Below are 26,087 nucleotides of genomic sequence, written 5' to 3'. Positions count from 1 at the left end.
CATGCGATCGAAGCCGCCTGGGACGGCCTGCACTGGCACGCGCCCCGCTGTGCCCCTTTTTATTAACGCGGAGCCCCATCCGCGGACGCCACGTCCATCCGCGGACGCCACATCGATCGAGGCCTGCGGCCCTCCCCGCCAGGCTTGCCGAAAGCCCGGGGATACAAGATACTTGATGATTCGACCGAATTCCCTCCGCATTCTCGTTCCACCGGGTTCTTTTTCATCATGAGCACAATTCTTGAAAGCCTTCCGACCGGCCAAAAGGTCGGTATCGCCTTCTCCGGCGGCCTCGACACCAGCGCCGCGCTGCACTGGATGAAGCTCAAGGGCGCCGTGCCTTACGCCTATACGGCGAACCTGGGCCAGCCCGACGAAGACGACTACGATTCGATTCCGCGCCGTGCGACCGAATACGGCGCCGCCGGTGCGCGCCTGATCGACTGCCGCGCGCAGCTCGTGGCGGAAGGCATCGCCGCCCTGCAATGCGGCGCGTTCCACATCTCGACGGCCGGCGTCACGTACTTCAATACGACGCCGATCGGCCGCGCCGTGACGGGCACGATGCTCGTCGCGGCGATGAAGGAAGACGGCGTCAACATCTGGGGCGACGGCTCGACCTACAAGGGCAACGACATCGAGCGCTTCTACCGCTATGGGCTGCTCGTCAATCCGGACCTGAAGATCTACAAGCCGTGGCTCGACCAGCAGTTCATCGACGAGCTGGGCGGCCGCTCGGAAATGTCGGAGTTCATGCGCCAGTCGGGCTTCGCATACAAGATGTCGGCCGAGAAGGCCTATTCGACCGATTCGAACCTGCTCGGCGCCACGCACGAAGCGAAGGACCTCGAAAGCCTGGAAAGCGGCATCAAGATCGTCAACCCGATCATGGGCGTGGCGTTCTGGCGCGACGACGTCAAGATCGACCGCGAGGAAGTGACGATCCGCTTCGAGGAAGGCCAGCCGGTCGCGCTGAACGGCCAGACTTTCCCGAATGCCGTGGAACTGCTGCTCGAAGCGAACCGCATCGGCGGCCGCCACGGTCTGGGCATGAGCGACCAGATCGAAAACCGCATCATCGAGGCGAAGAGCCGCGGCATCTACGAAGCCCCGGGTCTGGCGCTGCTCTACATCGCCTATGAGCGCCTCGTGACGGGCATCCACAACGAAGACACCATCGAGCAGTACCGCGAGAACGGCCGCCGTCTGGGCCGCCTGCTGTACCAGGGCCGCTGGTTCGACCCGCAGGCCATCATGCTGCGCGAAACGGCGCAGCACTGGGTGGCGCGCGCAATCACGGGCGAAGTGAAGATCGAACTGCGCCGCGGCAACGACTACTCGATCCTCAGCACGAAGTCGGACAACCTCACGTATCAGCCGGAGCGTCTGTCGATGGAGAAGGTTGCCTCGACGTTCTCGCCGCGCGACCGTATCGGCCAGCTGACGATGCGCAACCTCGACATCACCGACACGCGCGAGAAGCTGCGTGTGTACTCGAAGGTCGGTCTGCTCACGCCGGGCGCTGCCTATACGCTGCCGCAACTGAACGACGAGAAGAAGTAAGGCGTCGCAGGTTGGGGAAAAAAGGGAAGGCGCTGCGCCTTCCCTTTTTTTATGGCTGTGCGGGTTTGGCCGTGGCGTTCAAGTTACCCACAGATTGCGTTGACAAGCTTGTGGAGAACGCCTGGGAAGAGTGCCTAAGCCGTTGATCGGCTGGATGTTTTTAGCTGCGTGAGCGCGAGAGGCAGGAACGGGCTGCGGGGCGCGGGCTGCAATACGCCCACCGGTATATCAGCCGTCAAGCGTATTGAAGACGCTCACTGCGCGGCAAGCTGCTTCATCTTCCCGTAGACGAATTGCCCGAAGTACCACGACAGATCGGAGTGGTTGAGGATGTTCGCATCGGACAGCGCCCCAGCCTCGAGCTTCAGACGACGGAGCATGAGCTTGCCGGCCTGCGAGGCGATGTAGAGCCGCACCAGCTCCTTGCGCGTCTTCTCGTCGGCCGATTCGAAGTGCTCGCGGCCTTGCTTGACCTCCTCGTTGCGCTGCGAGCGCGCCTCTTCGTCGCGCGCCGCAATACTCTGCTTCACCGCCGTGGTCGCGACCGTCCTGGCGGTCTCCTGAGCGGCCGCCGCTACGGCCAGCTCGCCCTGGATCGCCACCATCTTGCGCTCGGCTTCCGAGACCTGCCAGTTGTGGCTCAGCGCCTTCATCAGATAACCCGCAGGGCTCTTGGTCACCTTGCCCTGGTTGAGCCGGAAACGCGTGTATTCGATCGCCTGCTGGATGCGCTCGTCGGTCCAGTTCATGCGGTGCTCCGCGATCACGTCGAACTGCTTGTTGGAGAGGCCGAACTCCTCCTTGAGCGTAAGCAGCAGGTCGTGCGCGTCAGGCTGCCGGGAAAGCAGCGCGGCGACCGTATCCTTGCGCTTCATCCGGAAGCGGATCTTGTTGATTTTGCGCGAGGTTTCCGAGTCGGCCCGGGTTTCGTAGCTGAGGTCGATGTCGGAGAGCTCGTTGATCTGGCGCACCGCCGGATCGAGATACTTGGGCCGGAAGTGCTTGAACTCCGACGCGCTCGTCCCGAGTTTGCCGGGCCAGCGCCGCATGACGTCGAGCTCGATCCAGTCGGTCAAACCGGCCGCTACGAAAGGCAGCACGTAATCGTAGATCGCACGCGCGTAGGTCTGCGAGAACGACGCCGTGATGCACAGGTTCAGCCAGTGATGCTTGTCGGGCCCGGTGATGTGGCGCAGCATGAGCGGCGGAATGCGGAACTGGATGCGCCCCTTGCCGATCTTGACGCTGCCCATCAGCTGCTCGGAAATCCACTGGTCGTCTTCGCTCGGCGCGCGGTCGGGCGGCGTGTCAGTCACCTCGATCAGCACGCGCTGCGCTTCCTTGATGACGCTCTGCAGATGGCGCACGTTGCGGCTCTCATAGCGCATGAGCCACTTGAAGTAGTTCAGGTCGACGTCGTAGGTATCGCGCGGCGCGGGTTCCTGGGCGGCTATGAAATAGGCCGCGTCGATGAAACGGCGCGAAGACAGCCCAAGCCCATTGATGGCGACGAACACATTGTTGCGCTGAAAGCCGATCTCACGCGTGCTCTCGTTGATCGGCTGGCCGGACATCTCTTCAAAGAGACCCAGCGACATCTGCAGTGTTGTTGTCCTTCGCCCGCTCTCCTCCGACATACGCACGCTCTCCCCGTCGACATTGGCGGGCACTCTATCACTACGCAAACGCAAGTCAACACAATAAACGTTACCTCAAACAGGCACCCGATTCGGCTCGCGCACAAAAACCGTACCTGATCGCACAAATATCTCTACAGCGACAGCACATAAACCGGCACCTGGGTGCACATAAAACGGTGCAGCAAGCACATAGAACGGTGCTTTTGAAGGGCAAGTGCTTGAAATAAAAGCGAACGCATGCATACGTTTGTTGGTTGGTGGGTTTTTATCTTTAAGTAAACAAACAAACCGCTCGCTAAAAAAGATGCTCAACGTGAATTTTGACGGGTTGTATCTCGCGATCCAGCCAGGGAATTCAGGATGACTCGCCTTCAATAGCCCGTCCGTAAAGGCTCTCGACAATGGGGTATCCGAACCCGATCTGCTATCCGGCCAGCGAAGCCCGTGCAAGCCGTGCAAGGGTAACGATTTCTGTGCAGCTCCCATGGTCGATGGAAGTGGTTCATATGCAGAGCGTCTCTAGACGAGCCGAGATCGAGTTGAATGCGGCGGTTGGTGGGACGTTATTTGGAAGTGTTTTTTGGTACGACGCACGGAAGGTAACGGAATTTGTGTACGGGCGCGCGGTGCCCTGACGGCAACGTTTTTTGTGCACGTCGTGGAAGTCGAGCGGGAGGTAACGGTTATTGTGCGGGCGCGATGCGATGTCTGGTTATTCGCGGTCCACGCGAGGTAACGAAATTTGTGCAGCGCTGGCATGAGGTGCGTGTTGGTGGAACTGGATGGCCTCGAGATGGCGAAATCGCTGTCGAGTTGGTCGTCGAGAGGGAGTCTGGCAACGATTTTTGTGCGGTGCGATGGCAGGGGTGTGCACGACAAGGCTTGTCCCAGCGCATGCGGTAACGGTTTTTGTGCAATTGCGGCCGACCGGGCTGGCAAGCAGAAGTCTGGAAGCACAAAAATCGTTACCTGGCGGCCGGATCGGGGCGTGCCGGCAGATCAGACGATGAAACTGCACAAAAACCGTGACCAAGGTGGGCTCCATGCGAGCGATGCGGCCTGCACGGAGCGATCCGCAAGGCGGATTTGCACAAAAACCTCGACCGGCGCAGTGGCAGCGAAGTGCTCTGGCCCGACGATTTGCACAAAAACCAGGCAGATCGCAGCGGAAGGGCTTATAGCCGCCCTGGAGGCGTTGTCGGGTTTACTGGTACTTTGCCCTTGGGGAGGCCGTACGAGGGCAATACAGCGCGTTTTGGAGGGGCATTTTTTTTCATATCTCCCTCAATTAGTGTGTTTTCATACGCTTTTGCTGTATTCTACGCTTTATCCAAATTCTGATAAAAAGCGTATTAATGGCAAAAACTATCGAATTGCCGTCGATCGATCGACGTGTGGATCTTTCCGCGATCACTGAATTTGCCGAAGAGGCCGGCCGTCTATCTGAGGAGCTTCGGGAGATGATGCTGGCGCCGCGGCCGCGAAAGATGGCCCCCACATTTACGTCCGCTCAAGTCGCAGAGATGTGCGGTATTGATCGCATCAAACTGAACAACCTGCTCGCCACTCGCGAGGGCCTCCCACAAGGTGTGGCGCAGGGGTCCGGGCGCAGCCGGGTCTTCACCCTCCCTGAAGCGAGAACCTGGGTCCAGCAGGTTTCCGACATTTATCAGACACCGCTTCACACCGGCGTGCGCGATGCCGACGGCAAGGTCATCCTCGTTGCCAACTTCAAGGGCGGCTCGACGAAAACGACCACGACCATGTGTCTCGCGCAAGGCCTGACCTTGCGTGGCCGCAAGGTTCTGCTGATCGACCTGGACCCGCAAGCGTCGCTCACGGAACTCTGCGGTCTGTATGCCGAAAAGGAAGTGACTGAGGATAGCACGGTCCTGCCGTTCATCTACGACCCGCATATGGAAGGCGGTCTGCTGAATTTCGTGCAGGAAACCTACTGGGACGGGCTCGACGTCATTCCCGCGCACCCTACGCTCTTTTCCGCGGAGTTCCATATTCCGGGCACCGTGATCAAGAACCCGGGGTTCAAGTTCTGGGACCTGCTGCGCCAGGGGGTGGAGGCGCTGCGTAAGCAATACGACTACATCATTCTGGATACGGCGCCGTCGCTGTCCTATCTCACGATCAATGCGCTCATGGCCGCCGACGCGATGGTCATGCCGCTCGTGCCCGAAAGCCTGGATTTCATCAGCTCGGTGTCGTTCTGGAGTCTGTTTTCAGACCTCGCACACACGATCATGGAACGCGGCGACGAGAAGACCTACGACTTCGTTTCCGTCCTGCTTTCGAAGGTCGACTACGGCAAGACGTCTTCGGCACCCGTCGTGCGTTCATGGGTGCAGCGGACTTACAAGGACTGGGTGAACGCGCTCGAGGTGCCGGCCAGTTCCGCGATGAGTAACGGCGCACTCGCCATGGCTACCGTGTTCGACATCAGCAAGGGAGACCTCGCTGACAAGACGGTGGCGCGCGTGCGTCAGCCGCTGACCGATTACGTACAGTGGATCGACGATCTTTACGTAGAACAATGGAGGGCCGGCAAGTGAGTTCATTCCGCGACAAGATGGCGGCGAAGACCCGTGAACTCGGCTCGTCTTCGGAGCGGCCAGCCGCCGAACGTCCGGCCGCCGTCGCTGCAGCCGAGCCGCGCCGCAGCAGTGCATTCAAGACTGGGCCCGGCATGCTCGGCGCGTTGGCGGTGGCGCAGCAGCGCATCCAGGAACTGGAAAGCACGAGCGACAAGCTCATGCTTCCGGTGAACGCGATTCAGCCGAACCCGTGGCAGCCGCGCAAGATTTTCAGCGACGAGGGCCTTGCCTCGCTGGCTGAATCGATCCGCGAAGTCGGACTCGTCGAACCGATCGTCGTTCGCCGCGCGGAGAACGGCTATCAGCTAATCGCCGGCGAACGACGTCTTCGCGCGCACGCCCTGATTCAGGCGCAGGACATTCGTGCCTCTGTGATCGAGTGCTCCGATCAGGACATGGCGGTGCTCGCGCTCGTGGAAAACGTGGGCCGGGAAGACCTCACTGATTATGAAATTGGGCAATCGCTGCGCCGCGCCGAGCGGGAATTTCCGACTCGCAAGCGTATGGCCGAGGCGTTGGGCATGTCGCGCAAAGGCTTGTACCGCTTTTTGGCCTTTGAGAATCTTCCGGATTTCATTCGACGCGATCTTGATCTGAATCCGCGGCTGCTCGGCGGGTCGGCTGCTGACGAGGTTGTTTCGGCAATCAAGAAGTACGGCTCGGCAGGTCTTTCGGCGGCGCGCGAGTTGTGGCCGGCCGTGGTCGGCCGGACGCTGGATCAAGGCAAGCTGGCCGCGGCGATCGGAGCGCAAGCTAGCCGGGGTGAATCGACCGAAAGGGTATCCGAGCGCAGCATCGAGAAAATCTTTTCGGGCAAGAGCCACGCTGGCAGCATTACCAAAGATACCAACAGCTTCACGGTGAAGCTCAAGACGGGCGTGTTGTCGGATGCCCAGGAGACGCAAATTCGGGAGCTGATTAGTCAGCTGTTCAATGTGAAGCCCGGCTGACTAAGCCGCGAGGTGGTTGATGTGGAGGGAAGCCCGCTTTGGCGGGCTTTTTCTTTTTTGCGGCTCGGGTTGTGTGTCGAGTTGACACACAGTTAAGGTCAATCGCAGGGGAACGCGGGCATTGTGACAATGCCGCGGGCGGGGCGACGCGCGAGGCGGGGTCGTGGGAACGAGCGTTTCCAGGTGTCAGGAGTCGTCGACCTGCCTCGTGTGTCGAGTCGACACACGACCGATCACGCTAGCCGAAAGACGAAGGGGATGGCGGCATCGACTACTCGTCCAGCGTCGAGCGGTTGCGGTCGGTGTGCGGCGTACTCGAAAAAAGGGTGCGGCGGCCCCCGAATTTATTTGCTTGGGGTTGGGCGCTGTGTCGAGTCGACACACGCGGGCAGAGGCTGCAAACCCATGGGACGCATGACAACACTCATGAGGATGAGGCATCTCCCCCGTGCCTTAATCGCCCCGTGTGCGAGGGGACGATCCGTTGCTTGTTCGTTCGAGCCGTGTGTCGAGTCGACACACGGTCACCGCTTCCTCTTCGTCGTTGCCTGAGGGGATTGCGATCCAGGACACGCCCAATCCCTGGCAGGACGAGAACAAGGCATAAGTCCTTCTCTCTGGCTGCGCACATCGTGCGGTTTGCCAGGCCACATTCCATTTCTCGACTGCTGATTTGTCGGCTGAGGCGGTGTGTCGAGTCGACACACGGTCACCGGCTCTCCGCAGTAGTGGCTACGGGTCAACGTGATCTGAGGCAAGCCACATTGGTAGCTCACGCGGTTCGTGAGGAAGCGCCCGGTGCGCCCACGTGTGAAAAGGCGAACCGCTCGCGCAGATGTCCCTGGCGCCGGCCGCCGCCCCGGCTGCAGTCAGCGTCGTCACAGCGCATGTGCCCCATCTGCGAACCTGTGTGTCGACTCGACACATCACCGACGTACCTCAACGCTTCGCGGCTTCCAATCCGGAGTACCTGTTGGCCCGCTGAAGGCGAGGATGTCTTAGCTGTCCTGGCCGAGATCCAGCCCGATCTGATGAACTGGATAGGCGCCATGTTCCGCATCCCCTCCTGAAGAACAAGTGTTGTCGCCAATAGGCGACGGCCATCGCATTGAGCTGCATCGCACGATGCGCCGGCAACAACTATGTGGCTTGTCATTGAGGGGCGCCATATGGACCCACTGCGATAATGCGCCAATTCCAGGCATGACCCCTGACGGGTCGGCACGGCGAGCCGTCCACTTAGCCACGACACTCCAACTTCGCCGACCTTGATTTGCCCTCAAATACCATCATCGACGATGAGCGCTCCCGTCCACGCGTCAGAATGAACTCTCACGCCTTGTGTTCATGTCCAATCAGTGACCGAGCGCCGTCCGTTCTTTGGGTCGACGTCTCGGCGGCCACGGGTTGCACCATGTACTCGTGTCCGCCGCTTGTGTTTTACCCCGGGATTCCAAACCGGTTGCCTACGGCATAGCCGAAGCAGCGCCGCCCGTTAATTCTCACGTGATGCGGGTTTTCGCGAGGGCTGGGAGGTGGGCGGGGGCATACCGCTCGTCACGGTGACGCGCCAAGGCGCCTGACCGCCGCCTCCCCGCAATGAGCTTGTCCGGTTATTCGTTGCTAAATCGGCAAGCAACCGTGGAGTATGCCTCCCCGCGGCTGAATAAGTCGGTTCGTTTCGTTCAGCAAAGAAGCGTCATAAATGCAACTAACTGAAATGTAGTCAGCACCGTGGCGGACGAAGCAAGCAATATAAGACGCGCGCCCCGCGCGCCGGCCACTTAAAACGAGAAAGCGTAGCGATCAGCGAGCCAGTACCGAAGAAATACCGCGGAGGTGTTGAGCCACTCACGGAAGCAGGCCAACCGCACAGCGACCTCAACGAGGAGAACAACAGACGCATCGGAGCAGGATATACGGCGCGTCGCGTCAATCCACTTCAGAAAAACCGCCAAACCGGCGTGAAACATTTCTCTCAAAACGGAGAAATCGGCGAAACTCTTATCCAATGGGCGTTCCACACCGGAAACAATGCAAATTCTCATAGTTGTTCCACGGGTACAACCGCTCTCCGACCCCGAAACACAGCGGGAATGGTCGTCAACGAGCTAGAACTCACCTCACCGGCGTCAATCGTATATTTCAATACGTATTTTGTAGTTCCTCAAAGTTTCGAGCCGAAGTGATGTGCGAGCCGCGCTTCACCCTCGACGCACCACACTACCCGAAGCCGCCCCACCCGCGTCGATTAGAATTGGGCCCCGTTGCCGCGCCACATTCCAGGCGGCAATCCGGGCTCACAGTCATGCTGAAATCGCCAGCGCACATCACTTGTCGCCCGAGCGATAAAACAGCAATCGCCCTTTCTTCGTTAAGCGCCCGCAAACACCATAGAGGACACGTCGTGAAGTTTATCCACGCGGCAGACCTGCACCTCGACAGCCCGCTACATGGCCTGAGCGCCTATCCCGATGCGCCGGCCGCGCAATTGCGCAATGCCACGCGCGAGGCGTTGCGCCAGTTGGTCGATCGAGCCATCGAAGAGGAGGTCGCGTTCGTCGTCATCGCCGGCGATCTCTACGACGGCGACTGGAAGGACCACAACACCGGCATTTTCTTCGGCCAGCAGATGGGACGTCTGCGCAAGGCCGGCATTCGCGTTTTCGCGTTGTGGGGCAACCACGACGCGGAAAGTGAAATGACCAGGAAGCTCACCTTGCCGGACAACGTGGTGGTGTTCAGTCATCGCAAGCCCGAAACCCACGTGCTGCACGACATCAAGGTGGCGCTGCATGGCCAGAGCTTCAAGGACAAGGCCGTGGTCGAGAATCTCGCCGTGGGCTACCCGTCGCCGGTTGCCGGTTACTACAACATCGGTGTGCTCCACACCGCGCTCGAAGGCTATGCCGCGCACGCGTCCTACGCGCCATGCACGCGTGCCGAATTGCACGCGAAGGGTTACGACTACTGGGCGCTCGGCCACGTCCACGAATTTCAGCAGTGGGCGCAAGAGTCGACCATCGTATTCCCGGGCAATCTGCAGGGCCGGCACATCCGCGAAACGGGCCGCCGGGGCGCCGTGCTCGTGAGCGTCGAGGGCGCCCGCACGGAGGTCGAGCGTCTTTACCTCGACGTGCTGCGCTGGGAATCGGTGCGTGTCGACGCGAGCGACTGCGAGGGCGTCGCGGATCTGTCGCGCAAGATCGGCGCTGCGCTCGAAGCGCTGCTGTGCGTCGACGCGCATGTGCCGCGTGCGGTGCGCGTGACGGTGACGGGCAAGTCGCCGGCACATGGACTCTTGTTCGGGCGCGCCACGCAATTGCGTGCCGAAGTGCTCAATCAGATCGGTATTATCGGCAATGACAAGCTGTGGCTGGAAAAGGTCAAGCTCGAAACGCGCGCCGCCGATACGGCTGCTGCACAGAACGAGCAGATCGAAGCGCTCGCCGATCTCAAACTGCTAGTCGAAGCGGCCACGCAAGACGCCGAATTTCTCGCACTGCTCGAACGCGATTTGCGCGCCTTCGTCGGCAAGGTGCGCAGCGAAGTGAAAGAAGACGCGCCACTGCTCGAACTCGCCCGCGAGGGCAAACTCGCGGCGCTGGTGGAGCAGGTCGGTCCCGCGCTGCTTGCGCGCCTTTCCACGGGAGAATGACCCATGCGTCTCAAGCAACTCGATTTGATCAAATACGGCAAGTTCACCGATACGACCCTGCCGTTTCCCCACGCGGCGCACGATTTCCACGTCATCGTGGGGCCGAACGAAGCGGGCAAGTCCACGGTGCGGACCGCCGTGTCGGAACTGTTGTTCGGCATGCGCCTGCAAACGCCGCTCGATTTTCTCCACAACACGCCGGAATTGCGCATTGGCGGCGTGCTGGAAAGCGGCGCGGCCGAGCAACGATTTCATCGCGCGCGCGGCCGCAACTCGCTGCGCACTCCGCAGGACGACAAACTGCCCGACGACTTTCTCGCCGCATTTCTCGACGGCACGAGCAAGGAGTTCTTCGAGCAGATGTTCGGCCTCGATCATGCGCGGCTCGTCGAAGGCGGTCGCAGTATTCTCGATGCATCGGACAAACTCGGGCAGGTCCTGTTCGAATCGGCGGCAGGCGTGGGGAGCCTCGGGCCCGTGCGCGAGGAACTGGAGAGTCGCGCGGCCGAACTGTGGGCTCCGCGACGCAGTGGTAGTGCGTATGCACAGGCGGAAACGTCGTTCATCGAGGCAACGGGCGAACTGAAGGCCGCGCAGGTGCGCACGCGCGATTGGGTCGAGAAGAAAGACGCGCTCGAAATGGTCGAACAGGCCATCGAGCGTTTGCGCGCCGAACAGCGCAGTCTCGAATCGCAGCGCTCGAAGCTCGAACGCGTGCGCCGCCTCGCTCCCTATATCGAAGAGCTTTCGCTCAAGCAGCGCGAGTTGGCTGCCTTGGGCGAGGTTGTCGATTTACCGCCCACCGCTCATGCCGATCTGTTGAAGGCGCAAGCCGACATTGCCGCCGAGCGCAGAGTGCAGGAAGCGCGCCAGGCCGATCTCGCAGGCAAAGAAGCGTCGCGTGATGCGATCGAGCCCGATCGTGCCGCACTTGCACTCGCCGCCGAAATCGACGCGCTCGATACGCTGCGCGGCGAATGCGTCAATCATCCGCGCGAATTGCTGGTGCGTGAAACCGAGATCCGCAACCATCTCGACGCCGCATTCGCCGCTGCCGCCCAGCTTGGCTGGCCGGGCGACGAAGCCGCATTGCGCGCGGCGCTGCCCGGCGCGCTCGCGCGCAAGACGGTGACGAACCTGCTGCGCGATCACGGTCTTCGCGAGCAAGCGCTCATGACGGCGCGCGAGGCACATGACGAACAGACGCGCAAGCTCGCGCAATTGCAGGGGCAGCTTGCGCACCTGCCCGGCATCGACGTGCCGCATGCGTTGCACGCCGCGCTCGACGACGCGCGCGAGTTTCGCAACAGCGCGACGAAGGAAGGCGCGCTCGAGCGCGAACTGGCGGATGCGCAGCGCACGGTCGAAGAGAGACGCCAACTGCTGGGCCAATGGAGCAAGCCTGTGCTGGCGCTGCGTGCGCTCGACCTGCCCTCGGCCACACGCCTCGCCGCACTGCAAAAAGAAGAAAGCGAGCGCTTGAGCGCGGTGGCCGCGGCGCAAGAAGCGGCCTCAGCCGCATTAGAGGATACCGGGCGTTTCGAATTGCAGGAGAAGCATTTCACGCAGGGCAACAAGGTTGTCACGACTGCGCAAGTGCAGGCGGCGCGCACGCGCCGCGATAGCGCGTGGCTCGAAGTCAAGGCGGCGCGCGTCAGTCTCGCGGATGGCGCCCCCGCCGTGGACGATGCGATGCGTCTGGCCGACGAACTCGTCGACGCGCAACTCGGCACGTCGCAGGCTGCGGCCACGTTGCAGAACTTGCGTCAGCAAGTCGAAACGGCGCGCGCGAATGCGCAGCGCAAGCTTGCGGCGCTAAGCGAACGCGAGCGCGAACTCGAGGCCTTTCGCAATGCCTGGATACAAACTGCCACTGATGCGCAGCTGGCTGGCATGCCGCTTGCAGATATGAGCGCGTGGCTCGCGAATCGCGATGCGGCGCTCAACGCACAGAGCGAATGCGATCGGCGCGCGAGCGAGCTCGAATCGCGTCGAGCGGCGCGCATCGCCGCGCATGCGGCGCTGCTCGAAACGTTGCGCCCGGTGGCGCCGGCGAACGAAGACGATGCACTGACGACATTGATCGGCAGGGCGGAAACCGTCGTGCAATCGGCTCAAAAGAGCGCCGTGCAGCGAGAAGGTCTGGAGGCACAGATTCGCGACGCCGAACGCGCGAGCGCATCTGCGCAAGCCCGTTTGACGATTGAACGGGAGGCCTACGCAAAGTGGCAGACGCAATGGCGCGAGGCGCTCGCGCAAGCGAATCTCGGCACACGCGCAGCGACGCTCGCGGCAGCGGAAGGCGCCGTGGAACTCGCCAATGCCATCGCAGCCGCTTTTTCGGACGCCGAAGCACCCCGTAACCGCATTCGTGCGATCCGCACGCAATTGGCGATGCTGGACACCGACGCGCGGCGCCTCGCCGGGGCGCTCGCGCCCGAATGGCCCGCGTCGAGTGACGGCATCGACGTGGCGCGTCAACTCGCGGCGCGACTCGCAGCCGCGCGCGAAACGGCGAAATCCCTCGCCCAGGCCGACGCCGACGTGCAGGTTGCCCGCACGCGCGTGGCCGATGCCGCGGCGGCGGTGGCGGGCGCACAGGCGCGTATCGAGCCCATCCTGAAGCTGGCCGGCGTGAGCGAAATCGACGCAGCCTTGCCGCTCGCCGAGCGTTCCGACGCGCGTCGCGCGGTGTCGAAAGCGATCTCGGCGGCGCGTGACACGCTCGTGCGCGAAGGCGACGGACTTGCACAGGAGGCCATCGAGGCGGAGATCGCGGAGCAGCCTCTCTCCGAGATGCCCGCGCTGCTCGCAACCGTGAACCAGAAACGCGAAGCGGGCGAGCGAGCGTTGAGCGAGTGCCTGCAGCAACAGGTGAGCGCGAGGCAGGCCTTCGACGCGATCAACGGCCAGGCCAATGCCGCGCTCGCCGAAGCGAAACGCCAGGAAGCCCTGAGCGCCATGGGCGACGCCGCGGAGCAATATCTCGAAGCCGCGACGGCAAGCCGCCTGCTCAAATGGGCAACGGACCGCTATCGCGACCAGAAGCAGGGGCCGATGCTGCGTCGAGCGGGTGAAATATTCAGCGGACTCACCCTCGGTGATTTCGCGAGGCTCGTGGTGGATAACGAACGCAATCCGCCCGCATTGTATGCGCGCCGCAGCACCGGCAAAACCGTGGAAGTGAGTGGAATGAGTGAAGGCACGCGCGACCAGCTTTTTCTCGCGCTGCGCATCGCGGCCCTTGAATTGCAACTGGTGAGCAAGGCGGCGCTGCCCTTCGTTGCCGACGATCTCTTCATCAATTTCGACGATGAGCGCGCAAAGGCCGGTTTCGCGGCTTTACGAAATCTCTCCGCGAAAACCCAGGTGTTGTTTCTCACGCACCACGATCACCTTTTGCCCTTGATTCGCGAGATATTTGGCGCGCAGGTCAATGTAGTCGAATTGCAGCGCACGCCTCTTGCCGCGTAGCGGTGCGAATGTTGCTCAAAGAGAATTCATGGGGACTTTGTATGCGGAACGATCAATAGTCTGATCAGGAAACATGTTTTCCACTACAAAACATTCGTATAATTTGCCAGCATGCGTGATTTGACTTCATAATCACCTGTCTTTCGCGACGCCCCGGCCGACAGGATCGCACAGGATCGCAATCGGCCAGTAACGGTTGAAGGGTGTCCGTAAAAACCGTGAATAAGGAGATGTGAATGGTCACCCTGGATGCAATTCAATCGAAGATCGCAAAGCTGCAAAAGCAGGCCGAATCGATCGTGGAAAAACAAGCGTCGGCCGGTCTCGCAAAAATCCGCGAACTGATGGTCAAACATGGCCTGAGCGTGGCCGACATCGACCGCTTTATCGGCAAGCGGCGCGGCCGCAAGCCTGGCAAAGGCGTCAAGGCTGCCGGTGCAAGGCGCACCGTTGCGGCCAAATACGCCGACCCGAAAACGGGCGCCACGTGGACCGGCCGTGGCCGTGCGCCGGCATGGATTCGCGACGTGAAAGACCGTTCGAAATTCCTGATCGACGGCAGCGCGGCAAAGGCTGCTGCCAAGGTCGCGCGCAAACCGCGCGCCAATGGGGCGGCGGTGAAAAAGACCGTGGCGAAGCGCGCCAAGGCCGCGCCCGCGAAGAAAGCTGCACCCGCAAAGCGGGCGGCGCGTAAAACGGCAGGCCGTAAAGCGGCCGCCAAGCCGGCACAAGCCGCAGCGGCTGCTTAATTAAGCCGCTGAGAAAAGCGCATAAGCGAAATTCGCTTGCGAACCGGTGGCCGCGCCGGCGTTTCGACGCCCGCGGCCACTTTCACATGAGCGGCGCGAAACCACGCGCGCCAATGCCCTGATCGTCACCGATGTCCGGCTTTTCTTTTTCCTCGGGTCTTCTCGCGCCCCATCTGCAGTCGCTCGACGTACTTCAATGGCTCGGCATTGCGGTTGCGCTCGTGCTGGGCGGTATGGTGAAGGGCGTGACGGGCATCGGCGTGCCGCTTGTGGCCATGCCCATCGTCACGCATTTTTTGCCGGTCAAGGAAGCGGTGCTGCTGCTGTCCATGCCGATCATTCTCGGCAATATTCCGCAGGCGCTGGAGGGCGGCGAAATGCTGCCTACCGTGCGCAATATCGCGGCGCCGTTGATTGGCACCGTGATCGGCAATGTGATTGGGGTTTCCGTGCTGATCGCGCTGGAGCCGCATCACGCCCAGGCGGCCTCGGGCGTGGCGTTGATCGTGGCGGCGTTGCTTTTGCTCGTTTCGCCGCGTTTCAAACTCGCGCCTGCGCTCGCGCGGCCAGTGGGTTTCGCGCTCGGTTTCGGGGCGGCGCTCATGGAGAGCATTGCCGCCGTGCCGGGGCCCTTGCTCGCCATGTATCTGATCGCGTCGGGCGCCACGGGCCGCGCGTTCACGAAACAGATTGCGATCATTCTCGTCGTTTCGGTTATCACGCTCATCACGACGTTCAGCCACGGCGCGCACGCGGGTTTCATGGATCTCGCGATTTCGGCGGCGGCCAGCGTGCCCGCCATCGCGGGCATGCTGCTCATTCGGCCGTTGCGCGACAGCCTGCATCCGCTCGCGTTTCGCGTGGTCGTGCTCGTGTGCGTGCTGGCCGCAGCCGTGCAGATGATCGTCAAATCGCACGTCCTGTTTTGACGATCGCCTGACTCAATGGCTGATCGATTCGAGCGAGAGCCCGCGCGTAACCGGCCCAAGCAGAATCATCACGATGCCCACGAGCATCGAAGCGCCAATGAACACCGCGACGCCAGGCACACCGTAATGATGGAGCAGGATGCCGATGGCCAACCCCGCGAACGCGGCGGCAATACGGCTCCACGAGTAGACGAAGCCGACGGCGCGAGCGCGGATGCGCGTAGGGTAAAGCTCGGCCTGGTAACCGTGATAGGCGTAGGACATCACGTTCGAAGCGAGCGTGAAGAGCACGCCTAGCACGATCAGGGCCCACGGCTGCGTGGCTTGCGCGAATAGCGTGATGACCACCCCCATAATGAGGAGGCCGCCGACGATCTGTGTCTTGCGCTCCAGCTTGTCGGCGAACCACACGCCAATCAGCGGTCCGAACGGATTGGCAATGGCAATCACAAAGGCGTACGCAAGACTTTGCGTGATGTGGACGCCCCGGGCGATCAGCAGCGTGGGCACCCATGCGGCGAAACCGTAAAATCCGATCACCTGCGCCATGTTGAAAATCGACAGAATGACCGTGCGCCGCAAATACGGCGCGCGCAGCACTTCGCCGAGCGAGCCGCGCCCGGCCTTTTCGAGCGAGATCGCCCCGAGTGGCGGCAAAGCCGTGCCCGTTTCGGCGGCTACGCGCCGCTCGATGTCGGCAACGATACGTTCTGCTTCGTCCTCGCGGCCATTGCGCGCGAGCCAGCGCGGGCTTTCGGGAATGCTCCGGCGCAGGAACCATACCACCACCGCGCCTATCGAGCCGATCAGGATCACGACGCGCCAGTAGTCGAGGCCGACAGGATGCGAGTCCTTGAGGATATAGGCGAGAAACGCGACCACGGGCACCACGCTGAACGTGATGAACTGGTTGACCGCATAGGCGCGGCCGCGCTCGCCGCTTGGGATCAGCTCGGAAATATACGTGTCGATGGTCACGAGCTCGATGCCAATGCCGATGCCGGCAATGAAGCGCCAGATATTGAGCGCCTGGCCGCTCGTCTGAAATGCCATGATCGCCGTGCAGACGATGTACCAGATCAGCGACCACGTGAAGATGATGCGCCGCCCGAACCTGTCCGCGACCTGGCCGAACGCGAGCGCGCCGACCCACAGCCCGGCGAAGGTCGAGAACACGAAGGTGCCGAAGCCGGCCACCTTGAGCGGCCCGAGTGCGGAAAAGAAACCGAGTGATTCGGGTGTGAAAAGACCCGAATGCACCATGCCGGGCGCGACATAGCCCGTGAAGAAGAGGTCGTAAAACTCGAATACGCCGCCGAGCGACAGCAGGATCACCATCGACCAGACTGTGCGCGAAGGCGGTAGCCGGTCGAAGCGGGCGGCAATTTCCGCCGATTTTTCAATGGACATCCCGATTCCTCATTACATTTTGAAAGCGTGTGGGGAACATATGTGCATGCATCGATGTATTTGCATGGATTGTGCGCGACGTATGCAAATGCCGATACAGGCCTTAGCACGCACTTTATTGATGCCGGGACATGGAAGCACCTGGTTGAAACCCAAATGCGTTGCGCTTTTGGCAATGCCGCTTACGCCAGCGCGAGCAGCAACGAATCGGCACGCGTTACGCGAAGCTCGCGCCCGCGTGGCTCACGCGGTTGCGGCCAGCTTGTTTGGCCGCATACAGCGCGGCATCGGCGGCTTCGATCAGCGCATTGGGGGACGACGCAACGATCGCGTCGCGGGTGGCGCAGCCCGCACTCACCGTCACATAGCCGCCTGCGGCGGGCGAGGGAATGCCGAGTTGCTCGACGGCGGCGCGTGCGCGTTCGGCGAGCGCCGCGGCTTCATCCGCGCCGGTATCGGGCAGGACGAGCGCGAATTCTTCGCCGCCATAGCGGGCGACGAAACCGCCTGGCGCGGGCAACGTGCTCGCAAGCGTGGCGGCTAGCGCACCCGCTACGGCGCCGAGGCAGGCGTCGCCGTGCAGATGGCCGAAGGCGTCGTTGTAGTGCTTGAAGTGATCGACATCGAGCATCACGAGCGAGAGCGGCTGGCCGCTGCGCACGGCGCGCTCGAAGGCCTCGCGGAACTGCTCGTCGAAATAGCTGCGGTTATAGACGTGCGTGAGCGCGTCGCGTGCGGAGGCGCGGATCAGCGTTGCGTGTTCATCGGCGAGCTGGCGATAGAGCGTCGTGACTTCCCACACCAGTACGCACACGAGCACGCCTGGCGCGAACATGCTGAACACGCGCGCGACATACCAGCCCACCGTGAAGCGCTCGATGCTGAGCGTATTGAGCGCGGCGTCGACGAGCGAGGCGAGCAGCGCCACGACGATCCACCAATCGAGCACGAGGCGCAGCCGTCCCTTGAGCAGCACGAGCGCGATGGCGATCAGGTTGAGCGCGCAAATCACGAGGCCCGCGAGATTGTCCGCGATGGCCGACGCCGGCGCGGCGCTCGCAACGTCGCGAAACGGCGATGCGAGGTCCACGTGCGTGACAAGCACGCCCAGCAGCGCGGCAACCGCCGCCGGGCCCGCGATCAGCAGCCAGCCGCGCGCGTCGAGACGTTCGCGGGCGAACGGCGAGGCGGGCAGGCGCTTTCGCACCAGTTCGGCCACGATGACGAGTGCGGGAAAGCCAGCGTGCCAGAACACCCACATCCATTCGGCGCTATTCGGGAGCGCGCCGAATAGCCCCGTGCGCGCAAACACGCCAGGAAACATCAACAGTTGCAGCGCGACGGTAATGGCCGTGAACGCGTAGGCGCCGCCCAACGCGGCGAGCATGGCCACGCGCGTGGCCGCGAAACGTGCGCCCAGCAGGAACGCCGCGATGCTCGACGTGGTGAACACCGTGAGCGCGCACATCGGCATGAACGGGGCGATGCCGGGCAGAGCGTCGCGCGCACGTGGCGCCGCGAGCGCGAGCGTAAGGAGGATCGCAAACGCGCATACGCTGGCGAAGAGCGCCTGTCTGCGTGTTGCCGGACCGATCAGCAAGCCGTCCATATGATGACTTTTGGGTTGATGCGCAGCTCGGGAATGGCGATCGTGGCGTGCCGCCGTGAAGGGCCGCTCGCGTCCGGAAAGCAGACAAATTTGACTGAAGGTATTGTGCTCCGAATCGGCTAAATAGTGGGGCACGGATGCACGGGCCCCCTCATATTGCGTTTCGGTTTTGAGCGCGCGGCTTCAGGGCGCGTATTTGCGGGATAGCGCGAAGGCGGCCTGCCCCGCGAGCCAGGGCGACGGCGGCACGAGGTCCGCAGCGGGGGCGGGGCAATTGGGGATCGTGGCGGATATCCAGCTGGTATTTCAGGAATGCAGCTGCCGGCGCTGCGCGACCTCTCGCTTTGTGCGCGAACCTCGCCTGAAACAGGCGAGGTTCGCGTGGGCGATCAGAGGCCGCTGACCGTCTTGACCGTCACCCACTGGCCGTTCTTCACCTGATAGACCGTGGACGAACCGTTCTTGAGCGAGCCATTCGTGTTGAACCCGATATCGCCGGTGATGCCGTCAAAGCTGCTGGCTTGCAGCTTCGCGCGATAATCGGAGGGCTTCGTCGAATTGGCGGCCTGCATCGCCTTGATGGCGGCCCACGCCGCGTCGTAGCCGAACGGCGCGTACGAGAGCACTTCCACGCCGTACTTCTGTTTGAAGCGATCGGCGAACTTCGCGCCGACCGGCGTGCTGTCGAGCGGACGGCCGTACTCCCACGCCATGGCGCCTTCGGACACGTCGCCCGCGAGCTTGATGAAATCGACATCCTTCACGCCGCCGCCGCCCACGTACTGCGCCTTGATGCCGAGCTGGGCCATCTGCTTCATGATGCCGGCCGCCTGCGGATTAAGAGCGCCCACGAAAATCAGATCGGGGTTCTTGCTCTTGATGTTCGTGAGCTGCGTCTTGAAGTCCGTTGCCTGGTTCGTCGTGTACTCGCGGTCGACGATCTCGCCGCCGTGCGCCTTGACGGCCTTCACGAATTCGTCGGCTTCGCCCTGGCCGAACGCCGTGCGGTCGTCGATTACGGCGATGCGCTTCGCCTTCGTCGTCGTGACCGCGTAGGCGCCCGCGGTGCCCGCGTTTTGCGCGTCGCTCGAGATCACCATGAAGACGTTCTTGAAGCCGCGGCCGCTGATGACCGGGTTCGTCGCCGCCGGATCGATGTCGGGCAGGCCCGCCTTCTCGTACAGCTCGGAGGCGGGAATGGTCGTACCCGAGTTGAAGTGGCCAACGACGACCGAAACGCCTTCGTCCACGAGCTTTTGCGCGACCTGCACGCCCACGCGCGGATCGGCCTGATCGTCTTCGGCGACAAGCTCGAACGAGACCGGCTGACCGTTGATTTTGACGCCTTGCGCCTTGGCGTCGTCGAGGGCCATCTTGACGCCGTTTTCCAGGTCCTTGCCGTAACTGGCGTTCGGTCCGGTGAGCGGCGCGGCAAAGCCGATTTTAACGACGGTATCCGCGCGCGAGGCGAGCGGTGCAATAGCGAGAAGTGCTCCAACTGAAACTGCGATAGGGGTAAGAGTCTTCGCAAAACGCATGTTGTTTCCTTTGTCGGCAAGCATGGGTTCACTGCTGTGGCGTGCATACCGGCCGGGCTCGCCCGCTTCGCGCGGCCGGGTATCGGCGGGTTCACGACTCTCTTGTTCGCGTCGACTGCGTGCTGGGCTCCTCCAGAATAGGCGTGGTATCGATCGAACCGCCCTGCCTGAATATCGCCGGGGCGAAACGCTGAAAGCGACTATAGGAAGCCAATATCGCTTCGTCTTGACCATTCACGACGGTTTCAATGCGCATTTCTGCATAACCGACCGAATCGGAGCAATCAGGGCAAGTACGCCCTGCCGGCGTGAAGCCATTTGCCGTCGATGGCTGCGTAACCGGGTTACGTGCACGCGTGAGCGCGGTGGTCGATCCCGATGCGCGGCCGTAGCCGGTGGAACCGCTTCCGGGGCCTCACGCACGCCAATTCCGGCAGCCTGCTGGCAGACGAGCGTCATTGATGCCGGTCCAGAAGGCGCTGATAGACTTCTTGCATGCAACATGGGAGAAGCGATCATGGGCGCACTCGAACGTGTTTTGATGCGAACATTCGGTCGACCCGAAGGCATCCTCGGCCGGCTCGGCGGCGCAGTCATGGCAAGGATGAACCAACCGTGCGCGGCCTGGGCGATCGGCCTTCTCGAGATTCGGGAAAACGACCGGGTGCTGGAAATCGGATTTGGGCCCGGCGCGGGCATTCAGCTTCTCGCAGCAGCGACACGCTCCGGGCATGTTGACGGCATCGACCCATCCCAGGAAATGCTGGAGCAGGCCACAGCCCGCAACGGCGCGGCAATGGCTCGTGGCCGGGTCGGCCTGCGAATCGGTTCGGTGGAGCGACTGCCGTTCGACGACAACACCTTCGACAAGGTGCTGGCTATCAACTCCATGCAGGTTTGGCAGGACTCCGAAACCGGCCTCGCCGAGATACGGCGGGCCATGAAAGCCGGGGGCACAGTCGCGCTCGGTTTCACGACTTATTCCGGCCAGGAGCCGGGCGGGTTGATCGAACGACTAACCGCCGCTGGCTTCGTCGAAGCGAAGCTCGTCGAAATAGCGAAGGCGATATGCGTGCTCGCTGTCAAACCATGAACGAACAGGCCGGTGTCGGCTGTCCGGAAGGAGTGCAGAACAAGCATATTGCATTCGTGAACGGCGCGAAGCGCATAGCACGATGCTCCACGCCGTCCCGCAGAGAGACGGCATGCTCTCTATCGCCCGGCCTGGCCAGACGAAAAGGCTTACGACCCGCCAAAGAAGACCGGCTTCATCCCGGTCGGGCTGGCCGGATGGCCCATCTGCGACGAGCCGTTCATTGCGGGGCCGTAGCCGCTACCCTGGCCTGCGGCAGCTGCGTCGGTCGCCTGCATGTTGGCGGGAAAGTCGACGGTATTCGCATTGGCCGGATTGAAGCCGGCTTGCTGAAGCTGAGCGATCTCCGTCTCGACCTGTGCGCGCGTCAGCCCGCCATCCGACTGCGCCGACGATGCAAGTGGCACAGCCATGACGGCGACCGCGCAAACTGTCTGGACTAGCGTCTTCATAATGGCCCACCTCCGGGTTGATTACACCGCCTGACTCGTGCTGCAAACGGCCCGTTCATCCGAACCCTGGTTCGACCCCTTGCCAGAATTTGCAGCGCCCAAACGTTATCGCTGTCGTCTGTTTCGATCGTATGCGCGCGTGATCGTTTTGACCTCCATCATTTGATGGAGACTGTCAAACAGCTATCCCCCGATGATTGTGCCCACGAGCGTGACGCAAAATGGGGAAGGCATTCAAGGACAGCGTCCTGGCTCATCCGAACACGCCGCCGGGCGAGCCAGATTAGCCGCAGGCCAATCGCTGACTTGACTGCGCTCGCGTGCGGTGTACTCGCAATCGGGGGAGGGCAAAACGGCGTCGCGGGTCTATTGCCGGGTGAGCATGAGATTCAGGTTCTGCACCGCGGCGCCGGATGCGCCTTTGCCAAGATTGTCGAAAACCGCGGACAGCAGGACGTGCCCGTGTTCCACGTCAGGAAATACGCTCAAGTGCATGTCGTTCGTACCGTTCAGCACTTGCGGATCCAGGTGTTTTAAGGCACGCGATTCGTGCAGCGGCAAGACCCGTACGTGGGTCGCCCCGGCATAGTGACGTGCGAGGCATGCGTGCATCGTGGCGCCATCCACGCCGGGTGCCAGCATCCGCAACGCCAGCGGAACCGTCAGCACGATGCCCTGGCGGAACGCTCCGTACGCAGGGACGAAAATCGGTCGTTGCGCAAGCGAGGCGTGCTGCTGGATCTCCGGCGTGTGCTTGTGCGCGAGTTCCAGGCCGTAGACGCAGTATGAAGGCGCGCCGGCGGCTCCCGGCCCCTCGTGTTCCGCCACGCCGGCACGCCCGCGTCCGGAGTAGCCGGATACCGCATGAATGCTGATCGGGTAATTGCCCGGTATGAGCCCGGCCTGTACCAACGGACGCAACAGGCCAACTGCACCGGTCGGATAGCAACCAGGATTGGTGACCCGACGTGCGTTCGCAATTCGCTCGGCCTGCCCCGGCGTCATCTCCGGAAAACCGTAGGTCCAGCCCGGCTGTGTGCGGTGGGCAGAGCTTGCGTCGATCACGCGGACGGCAGGATTGACGATGGCGCCCACCGCCTCGCGCGCGGCGGCATCCGGCAAACAGAGGATGGCGATATCGCAGGCGTTGATGGCTTCTGCGCGACGCCGCGAATCCTTGCGCTCGGCAGCGGCGAGTGTGAACAGTCTGATGTCGGTCCGGTTGCGCAGGCGGTCGTGGATTTGCAGCCCGGTGGTGCCCTGGTCGCCGTCGATAAAAACTACGGGAGCGCTCATATGTGGATGACTCCGCTGACTGTGGGTGATAACAGGTAAAACGAGCCCCTATGTTGCGCGGACGGATAGAATAGAGAAAGTTGAATTTCATAACGAATACATTCAGATTTTCTGAATCAGGACATCGTCATGCGAGAGATCAGCCTGGACCGCTTGCGCACTCTGGTTGCCGTTACCGACCGTGGTTCGTTCGCCGATGCGGCGCGTGCATTGCACCTGGCGCCGCCGACGGTCAGCCTTCACATCGCCGAGCTCGAAGACCGCATTGGGGCGCCAATCCTGATACGCAAGCGCGGACATGTGGGGCCGACGTCGATAGGCGAGGTGCTGGTGGAGCGCGCGCGCCGGCTGCTGGCCGACGCGGAGCAGGCGTTAGACGATATTCAACGCCAGGTAGAGGGGCTTGAAGGGCGTGCGCGTCTCGGCGCATCTACGGGCGTGATCGCGCATCTGCTGCCGCAAGCGCTCGAGGTCCTGCGCGAGCACCATCCCGCCATCGACATTCAGATTGCCGTGCTGACTTCGCAAGAAACCCTTTCACGGCTGGTGGATGGAACGCTGGATATCGGGCTGATCGCGCTGCCCCAGCCCCCGGTGGCTGGACTTGTGATAAAGCCCTGGCGCCGCGACCCTGTGATGGCCTTTGTGCCGGCGCATTGGCGGTGTCCGGCGCGCGTGACCCCGGAATGGCTCGCCGCGCAACCCCTCATTCTCAATGACGCGACCACGCGTCTCTCGCGTCTGACTGCGGAGTGGTTCGCGACCGGAGGGCACCATCCTGTGCCGCGCATTCAGCTCAACTATAACGATGCGATCAAGAGTCTGGTAGCGGCGGGTTACGGCGCAGCGGTGTTGCCCCACGAGGCCACTACGCCATTACCCGACAGGCGCATTGTCATGCGTCCGCTGCGCCCGGCATTGTGGCGGCGGCTCGGTATTGCACATCGTGCGGGGTACGTTGAGCGTTCCACGCAACATGTACTTGATGTGCTGTGGGATTTGCGACTGGCGTAGGCGTTGCATCGCACGCAGTGATGCGTGGTCAGGCGAGCACAACCTCTGCAAGGAACGTTGCGAAGTAGTCGTCGTCCAGCCATCCTGAAACATGCTTTGACGCTTCGATGCGCTGGATTTCTCTCTGTCCCTTATCCGTCAGGACGGCAATCTGCAATGTGGGGAGATACTTCGTACTGGGGGGAGGGGTTTGGGCTACGGTCTGGATCAAACCCTGGGCGCGAAGCGACGTGAAAATTGCCGGTCGCTTGTGCCACGGTATTTGTCGATACAAGGCAAGTCGAAGAGCTTCTAGTACAGCGCCATTGTTGAATTCCATGAGCATCCTTCTGGTGTTCGACTGAAATGTCCTGCTGGCCCCGAGCAGCTAAGGTAACACACCAAATGGTTCTGTACGATGACACACGAATCCACGCGGCGAAATTAGCGCGGTAACCGCTAGAATTGCGGTTTTAGCCCGGAATACGTCAATGTCTTTCGCCTCGCTTGGCCTGATCGATCCCTTGCTGCGTAATGTGCAGGACCTCAATTACCGGACGCCTACGCCGGTGCAGGCCAAGGCGATTCCCGCCGTGCTCAGTGGCAAGGACGTCATGGCTGCGGCACAGACCGGTACTGGCAAGACGGCGGGTTTTGCGCTGCCGCTGCTGCAACGGCTGGTGCAACACGGCCCCGCGGTGTCCAGCAACCGCGCGCGTGTTCTGGTGCTGGTGCCCACACGTGAACTGGCTGAGCAAGTGCTGCAAAGCTTTATCGCGTACGGCAAAGGCCTCGACTTGCGATTTCTGGCCGCCTATGGTGGTGTGAGCATCAACCCGCAGATGATGAAGTTGCGCAAAGGCGTCGATGTGCTCGTTGCCACGCCGGGCCGTTTGCTGGACCTCAATCGACAGAACGCCGTGCAGTTCGATCAAGTGCAAACGCTGGTGCTGGATGAAGCCGACCGCATGCTGGACCTGGGCTTCGCGCGCGAACTCAACGCAGTCTTTGCTGCCTTGCCCGCACAGCGCCAAACCCTGCTGTTCTCCGCCACGTTTACCGACGATATCCGCGCCATGGCGGCGGGGATTCTGCGCGGCCCGGTCAATATCAGCGTCAGTCCGCCCAATGCCACGGCGAGCAAGATCAAGCAGTGGGTGGTGCCGGTGGATAAACGGAACAAGCCTGAACTCTTCATGCACCTCGTGGCCGAGAACAACTGGGAGCACGCGCTGGTGTTCGTCAAAACCCGCAGTGGCGTGGACTACCTGGCGGCCATGCTGGATGAAGCGGGCTATGCGGTCGACACCATCCACGGCGACAAACCGCAACCCGCGCGCCTGCGCGCGCTGGAGCGTTTCAAGACGGGCGAAGTCAATATGCTGGTAGCCACCGATGTGGCCGCGCGCGGACTGGATATCGACGACCTGCCGCTCGTGATCAACGTCGATCTGCCGATCGTCGCCCAAGACTATGTGCACCGTATTGGCCGTACCGGCCGCGCGGGCGCCAGCGGCGTGGCGGTGTCCCTCGTGTGTGCCGATGAAGCGCCGCAACTGGCCGCAATCGAAGCGCTGATCCGGCAAACGCTGCCCCGCGAAGAAGAACCGGGTTTTGAAGCCGAACACCGCGTGCCGCAAACCAGCGCGACGGGCCAGATCATCAAGAAACCCAAAAAGCCCAAGAAACCCAAAACGTTGCAAGCTGTGCCAGGCGCCATGCAGATGCCCAGCAAGAAACCGCACCCGCAAAGTGGCGAAAACAAGCGCAAGCCTGCCGCGCAGCGCGCCGCGGCCGCAGGTAAAGGCACAAGCTTGTCCAGCGCTAGCCCATTCAGCGTGCAAAAGCCGCGCAGCCAACCCGCCACCAGGCCAGTTGCCGGTTCGCGTAAGCCGGCTGGCAAACCCTCCAGCAGCCGCGGCAAACGCCAATCGTGATCCGTTGGGCTGAGCAACGCCAGCCCTGGAGCAGCCCGGCCACCGGTGCGCTTTGGCGGCGATGTCGGTGCAACCGTGCTTAACGCGGCCAGTGCCTGCGGGAGACGACGGCGAAGCTTACGGCGATCGCACCGGTCGCCGCGCGAAGAGGTGACGCGTGCGTCACGTCGGGCAAGCGAGGACGGCGACT

19 protein-coding genes are annotated in these 26,087 nt (G+C 62.2%); 11 read left to right on the top strand and 8 right to left on the bottom strand.

Annotated elements, in window-relative coordinates; translation table 11 throughout:
- Window positions 1-228: 228 nt before the first annotated feature.
- The gene (argG, locus tag BHE01S_RS11370) at window positions 229-1,563 is read left to right on the top strand and encodes an argininosuccinate synthase (protein WP_042263849.1); all 1,335 of its coding nucleotides are present in this window, start codon (window positions 229-231) and stop codon (window positions 1,561-1,563) included.
- Between the two features lie 254 nt (window positions 1,564-1,817).
- Here argG and BHE01S_RS11365 read toward each other — a convergent pair whose 3' ends face one another.
- Window positions 1,818-3,161, bottom strand: coding sequence for a replication initiation protein (locus tag BHE01S_RS11365; protein WP_245639706.1), 1,344 nt, complete (start codon window positions 3,159-3,161; stop codon window positions 1,818-1,820).
- Window positions 3,162-3,275: 114 nt separating this feature from the next.
- Window positions 3,276-3,578, bottom strand: a complete 303-nt coding sequence (locus BHE01S_RS37705) for a hypothetical protein (RefSeq protein WP_167337678.1) — start codon at window positions 3,576-3,578, stop codon at window positions 3,276-3,278.
- 394 nt (window positions 3,579-3,972) lie between these two features.
- Between BHE01S_RS37705 and BHE01S_RS38385 the strand changes: the two genes are divergently transcribed.
- From BHE01S_RS38385 to BHE01S_RS11330, 7 genes are all read left to right on the top strand, one after another.
- Window positions 3,973-4,620, top strand: coding sequence for a hypothetical protein (locus tag BHE01S_RS38385; RefSeq protein WP_167337677.1), 648 nt, complete (start codon window positions 3,973-3,975; stop codon window positions 4,618-4,620).
- Window positions 4,559-5,767, top strand: coding sequence for an AAA family ATPase (locus tag BHE01S_RS11360; protein WP_062859876.1), 1,209 nt, complete (start codon window positions 4,559-4,561; stop codon window positions 5,765-5,767). Before BHE01S_RS38385 ends, BHE01S_RS11360 begins: the two co-directional genes overlap by 62 nt.
- On the top strand, window positions 5,764-6,759 hold the full coding sequence (locus BHE01S_RS11355; protein WP_042263926.1) for a ParB/RepB/Spo0J family partition protein: 996 nt from the start codon (window positions 5,764-5,766) through the stop codon (window positions 6,757-6,759). The genes BHE01S_RS11360 and BHE01S_RS11355 overlap by 4 nt, the downstream gene beginning before the upstream one ends.
- 2,407 nt (window positions 6,760-9,166) lie before the next feature.
- On the top strand, window positions 9,167-10,417 hold the full coding sequence (locus BHE01S_RS11345; protein WP_042263841.1) for a metallophosphoesterase family protein: 1,251 nt from the start codon (window positions 9,167-9,169) through the stop codon (window positions 10,415-10,417).
- Between the two features lie 3 nt (window positions 10,418-10,420).
- Window positions 10,421-13,891, top strand: coding sequence for an ATP-binding protein (locus tag BHE01S_RS11340; RefSeq protein ID WP_042263838.1), 3,471 nt, complete (start codon window positions 10,421-10,423; stop codon window positions 13,889-13,891).
- A gap of 236 nt (window positions 13,892-14,127) precedes the next feature.
- Window positions 14,128-14,640 carry an H-NS histone family protein gene (locus tag BHE01S_RS11335; protein WP_052405849.1) on the top strand — a complete coding sequence of 171 codons (513 nt, stop codon included), beginning with the start codon at window positions 14,128-14,130 and terminating at the stop codon, window positions 14,638-14,640.
- 131 nt (window positions 14,641-14,771) lie between these two features.
- The gene (locus BHE01S_RS11330; RefSeq protein ID WP_042263836.1) at window positions 14,772-15,569 is read left to right on the top strand and encodes a sulfite exporter TauE/SafE family protein; all 798 of its coding nucleotides are present in this window, start codon (window positions 14,772-14,774) and stop codon (window positions 15,567-15,569) included.
- Window positions 15,570-15,581: 12 nt separating this feature from the next.
- On the opposite strand, the gene BHE01S_RS11325 is transcribed toward BHE01S_RS11330, so the two are convergent.
- The 3 genes from BHE01S_RS11325 to BHE01S_RS11310 all read right to left on the bottom strand — a co-directional run bounded on the left by BHE01S_RS11325 (window position 15,582) and on the right by BHE01S_RS11310 (window position 20,126).
- Complete coding sequence (locus BHE01S_RS11325; RefSeq protein ID WP_218000410.1) at window positions 15,582-16,907, bottom strand: MFS transporter; 1,326 nt, start codon at window positions 16,905-16,907, stop codon at window positions 15,582-15,584.
- A gap of 289 nt (window positions 16,908-17,196) precedes the next feature.
- Window positions 17,197-18,588, bottom strand: coding sequence for a diguanylate cyclase domain-containing protein (locus tag BHE01S_RS11320; RefSeq protein WP_042263830.1), 1,392 nt, complete (start codon window positions 18,586-18,588; stop codon window positions 17,197-17,199).
- Window positions 18,589-18,977: 389 nt separating this feature from the next.
- Window positions 18,978-20,126: a branched-chain amino acid ABC transporter substrate-binding protein gene (locus BHE01S_RS11310; RefSeq protein WP_042263922.1), complete on the bottom strand. Its 1,149-nt coding sequence runs from the start codon at window positions 20,124-20,126 to the stop codon at window positions 18,978-18,980.
- 517 nt (window positions 20,127-20,643) lie between these two features.
- Between BHE01S_RS11310 and BHE01S_RS11305 the strand changes: the two genes are divergently transcribed.
- Window positions 20,644-21,219 (top strand): class I SAM-dependent methyltransferase, encoded by a 576-nt coding sequence (locus BHE01S_RS11305; protein WP_084068761.1) that lies wholly within the window; start codon window positions 20,644-20,646, stop codon window positions 21,217-21,219.
- A 149-nt stretch (window positions 21,220-21,368) separates the two neighbouring features.
- Here the strand turns inward: BHE01S_RS11305 and BHE01S_RS11300 are convergent, their stop codons facing one another.
- Window positions 21,369-21,671 (bottom strand): DUF4148 domain-containing protein, encoded by a 303-nt coding sequence (locus BHE01S_RS11300; RefSeq protein ID WP_042263824.1) that lies wholly within the window; start codon window positions 21,669-21,671, stop codon window positions 21,369-21,371.
- 366 nt (window positions 21,672-22,037) lie between these two features.
- Window positions 22,038-22,967, bottom strand: a complete 930-nt coding sequence (gene argC, locus BHE01S_RS11295; RefSeq protein ID WP_042263822.1) for an N-acetyl-gamma-glutamyl-phosphate reductase — start codon at window positions 22,965-22,967, stop codon at window positions 22,038-22,040.
- 129 nt (window positions 22,968-23,096) lie between these two features.
- Between argC and BHE01S_RS11290 the strand changes: the two genes are divergently transcribed.
- Window positions 23,097-23,981, top strand: coding sequence for a LysR family transcriptional regulator (locus BHE01S_RS11290; protein WP_042263819.1), 885 nt, complete (start codon window positions 23,097-23,099; stop codon window positions 23,979-23,981).
- A gap of 28 nt (window positions 23,982-24,009) precedes the next feature.
- Here the strand turns inward: BHE01S_RS11290 and BHE01S_RS11285 are convergent, their stop codons facing one another.
- Window positions 24,010-24,300 (bottom strand): hypothetical protein, encoded by a 291-nt coding sequence (locus BHE01S_RS11285; RefSeq protein ID WP_042263918.1) that lies wholly within the window; start codon window positions 24,298-24,300, stop codon window positions 24,010-24,012.
- 151 nt (window positions 24,301-24,451) lie between these two features.
- Here BHE01S_RS11285 and BHE01S_RS11280 point away from each other — a divergent pair, with 151 nt between their 5' ends.
- Window positions 24,452-25,897: a DEAD/DEAH box helicase gene (locus BHE01S_RS11280; protein WP_042263818.1), complete on the top strand. Its 1,446-nt coding sequence runs from the start codon at window positions 24,452-24,454 to the stop codon at window positions 25,895-25,897.
- The last annotated feature ends 190 nt before the right edge of the window (window positions 25,898-26,087 follow it).

It is taken from the genome of Paraburkholderia heleia NBRC 101817 (genome assembly GCF_000739775.1).
GTDB lineage: Bacteria > Pseudomonadota > Gammaproteobacteria > Burkholderiales > Burkholderiaceae > Paraburkholderia > Paraburkholderia heleia.
Note: the sequence above shows the minus strand (reverse complement) of the source record. Positions and strands in the feature narration are given on the sequence as shown.

Coding starts and splice junctions, on each gene's coding strand:
- BHE01S_RS11365 (WP_245639706.1), bottom strand. CDS start 3,161: ATGTCGCTGGGTCTCTTTGAAGAGATGTCCGGCCAGCCGATCAACGAG.
- BHE01S_RS11325 (WP_218000410.1), bottom strand. CDS start 16,907: ATGGTGATCCTGCTGTCGCTCGGCGGCGTATTCGAGTTTTACGACCTC.
- BHE01S_RS11305 (WP_084068761.1), top strand. CDS start 20,644: ATGGGCGCACTCGAACGTGTTTTGATGCGAACATTCGGTCGACCCGAA.
- BHE01S_RS11310 (WP_042263922.1), bottom strand. CDS start 20,126: ATGCGTTTTGCGAAGACTCTTACCCCTATCGCAGTTTCAGTTGGAGCA.
- BHE01S_RS11300 (WP_042263824.1), bottom strand. CDS start 21,671: ATGAAGACGCTAGTCCAGACAGTTTGCGCGGTCGCCGTCATGGCTGTG.
- BHE01S_RS11320 (WP_042263830.1), bottom strand. CDS start 18,588: ATGGACGGCTTGCTGATCGGTCCGGCAACACGCAGACAGGCGCTCTTC.
- BHE01S_RS11335 (WP_052405849.1), top strand. CDS start 14,128: ATGGTCACCCTGGATGCAATTCAATCGAAGATCGCAAAGCTGCAAAAG.
- BHE01S_RS11340 (WP_042263838.1), top strand. CDS start 10,421: ATGCGTCTCAAGCAACTCGATTTGATCAAATACGGCAAGTTCACCGAT.
- BHE01S_RS11280 (WP_042263818.1), top strand. CDS start 24,452: ATGTCTTTCGCCTCGCTTGGCCTGATCGATCCCTTGCTGCGTAATGTG.
- BHE01S_RS11330 (WP_042263836.1), top strand. CDS start 14,772: ATGTCCGGCTTTTCTTTTTCCTCGGGTCTTCTCGCGCCCCATCTGCAG.
- argG (WP_042263849.1), top strand. CDS start 229: ATGAGCACAATTCTTGAAAGCCTTCCGACCGGCCAAAAGGTCGGTATC.
- BHE01S_RS11290 (WP_042263819.1), top strand. CDS start 23,097: ATGCGAGAGATCAGCCTGGACCGCTTGCGCACTCTGGTTGCCGTTACC.
- BHE01S_RS11360 (WP_062859876.1), top strand. CDS start 4,559: ATGGCAAAAACTATCGAATTGCCGTCGATCGATCGACGTGTGGATCTT.
- argC (WP_042263822.1), bottom strand. CDS start 22,967: ATGAGCGCTCCCGTAGTTTTTATCGACGGCGACCAGGGCACCACCGGG.
- BHE01S_RS11285 (WP_042263918.1), bottom strand. CDS start 24,300: ATGGAATTCAACAATGGCGCTGTACTAGAAGCTCTTCGACTTGCCTTG.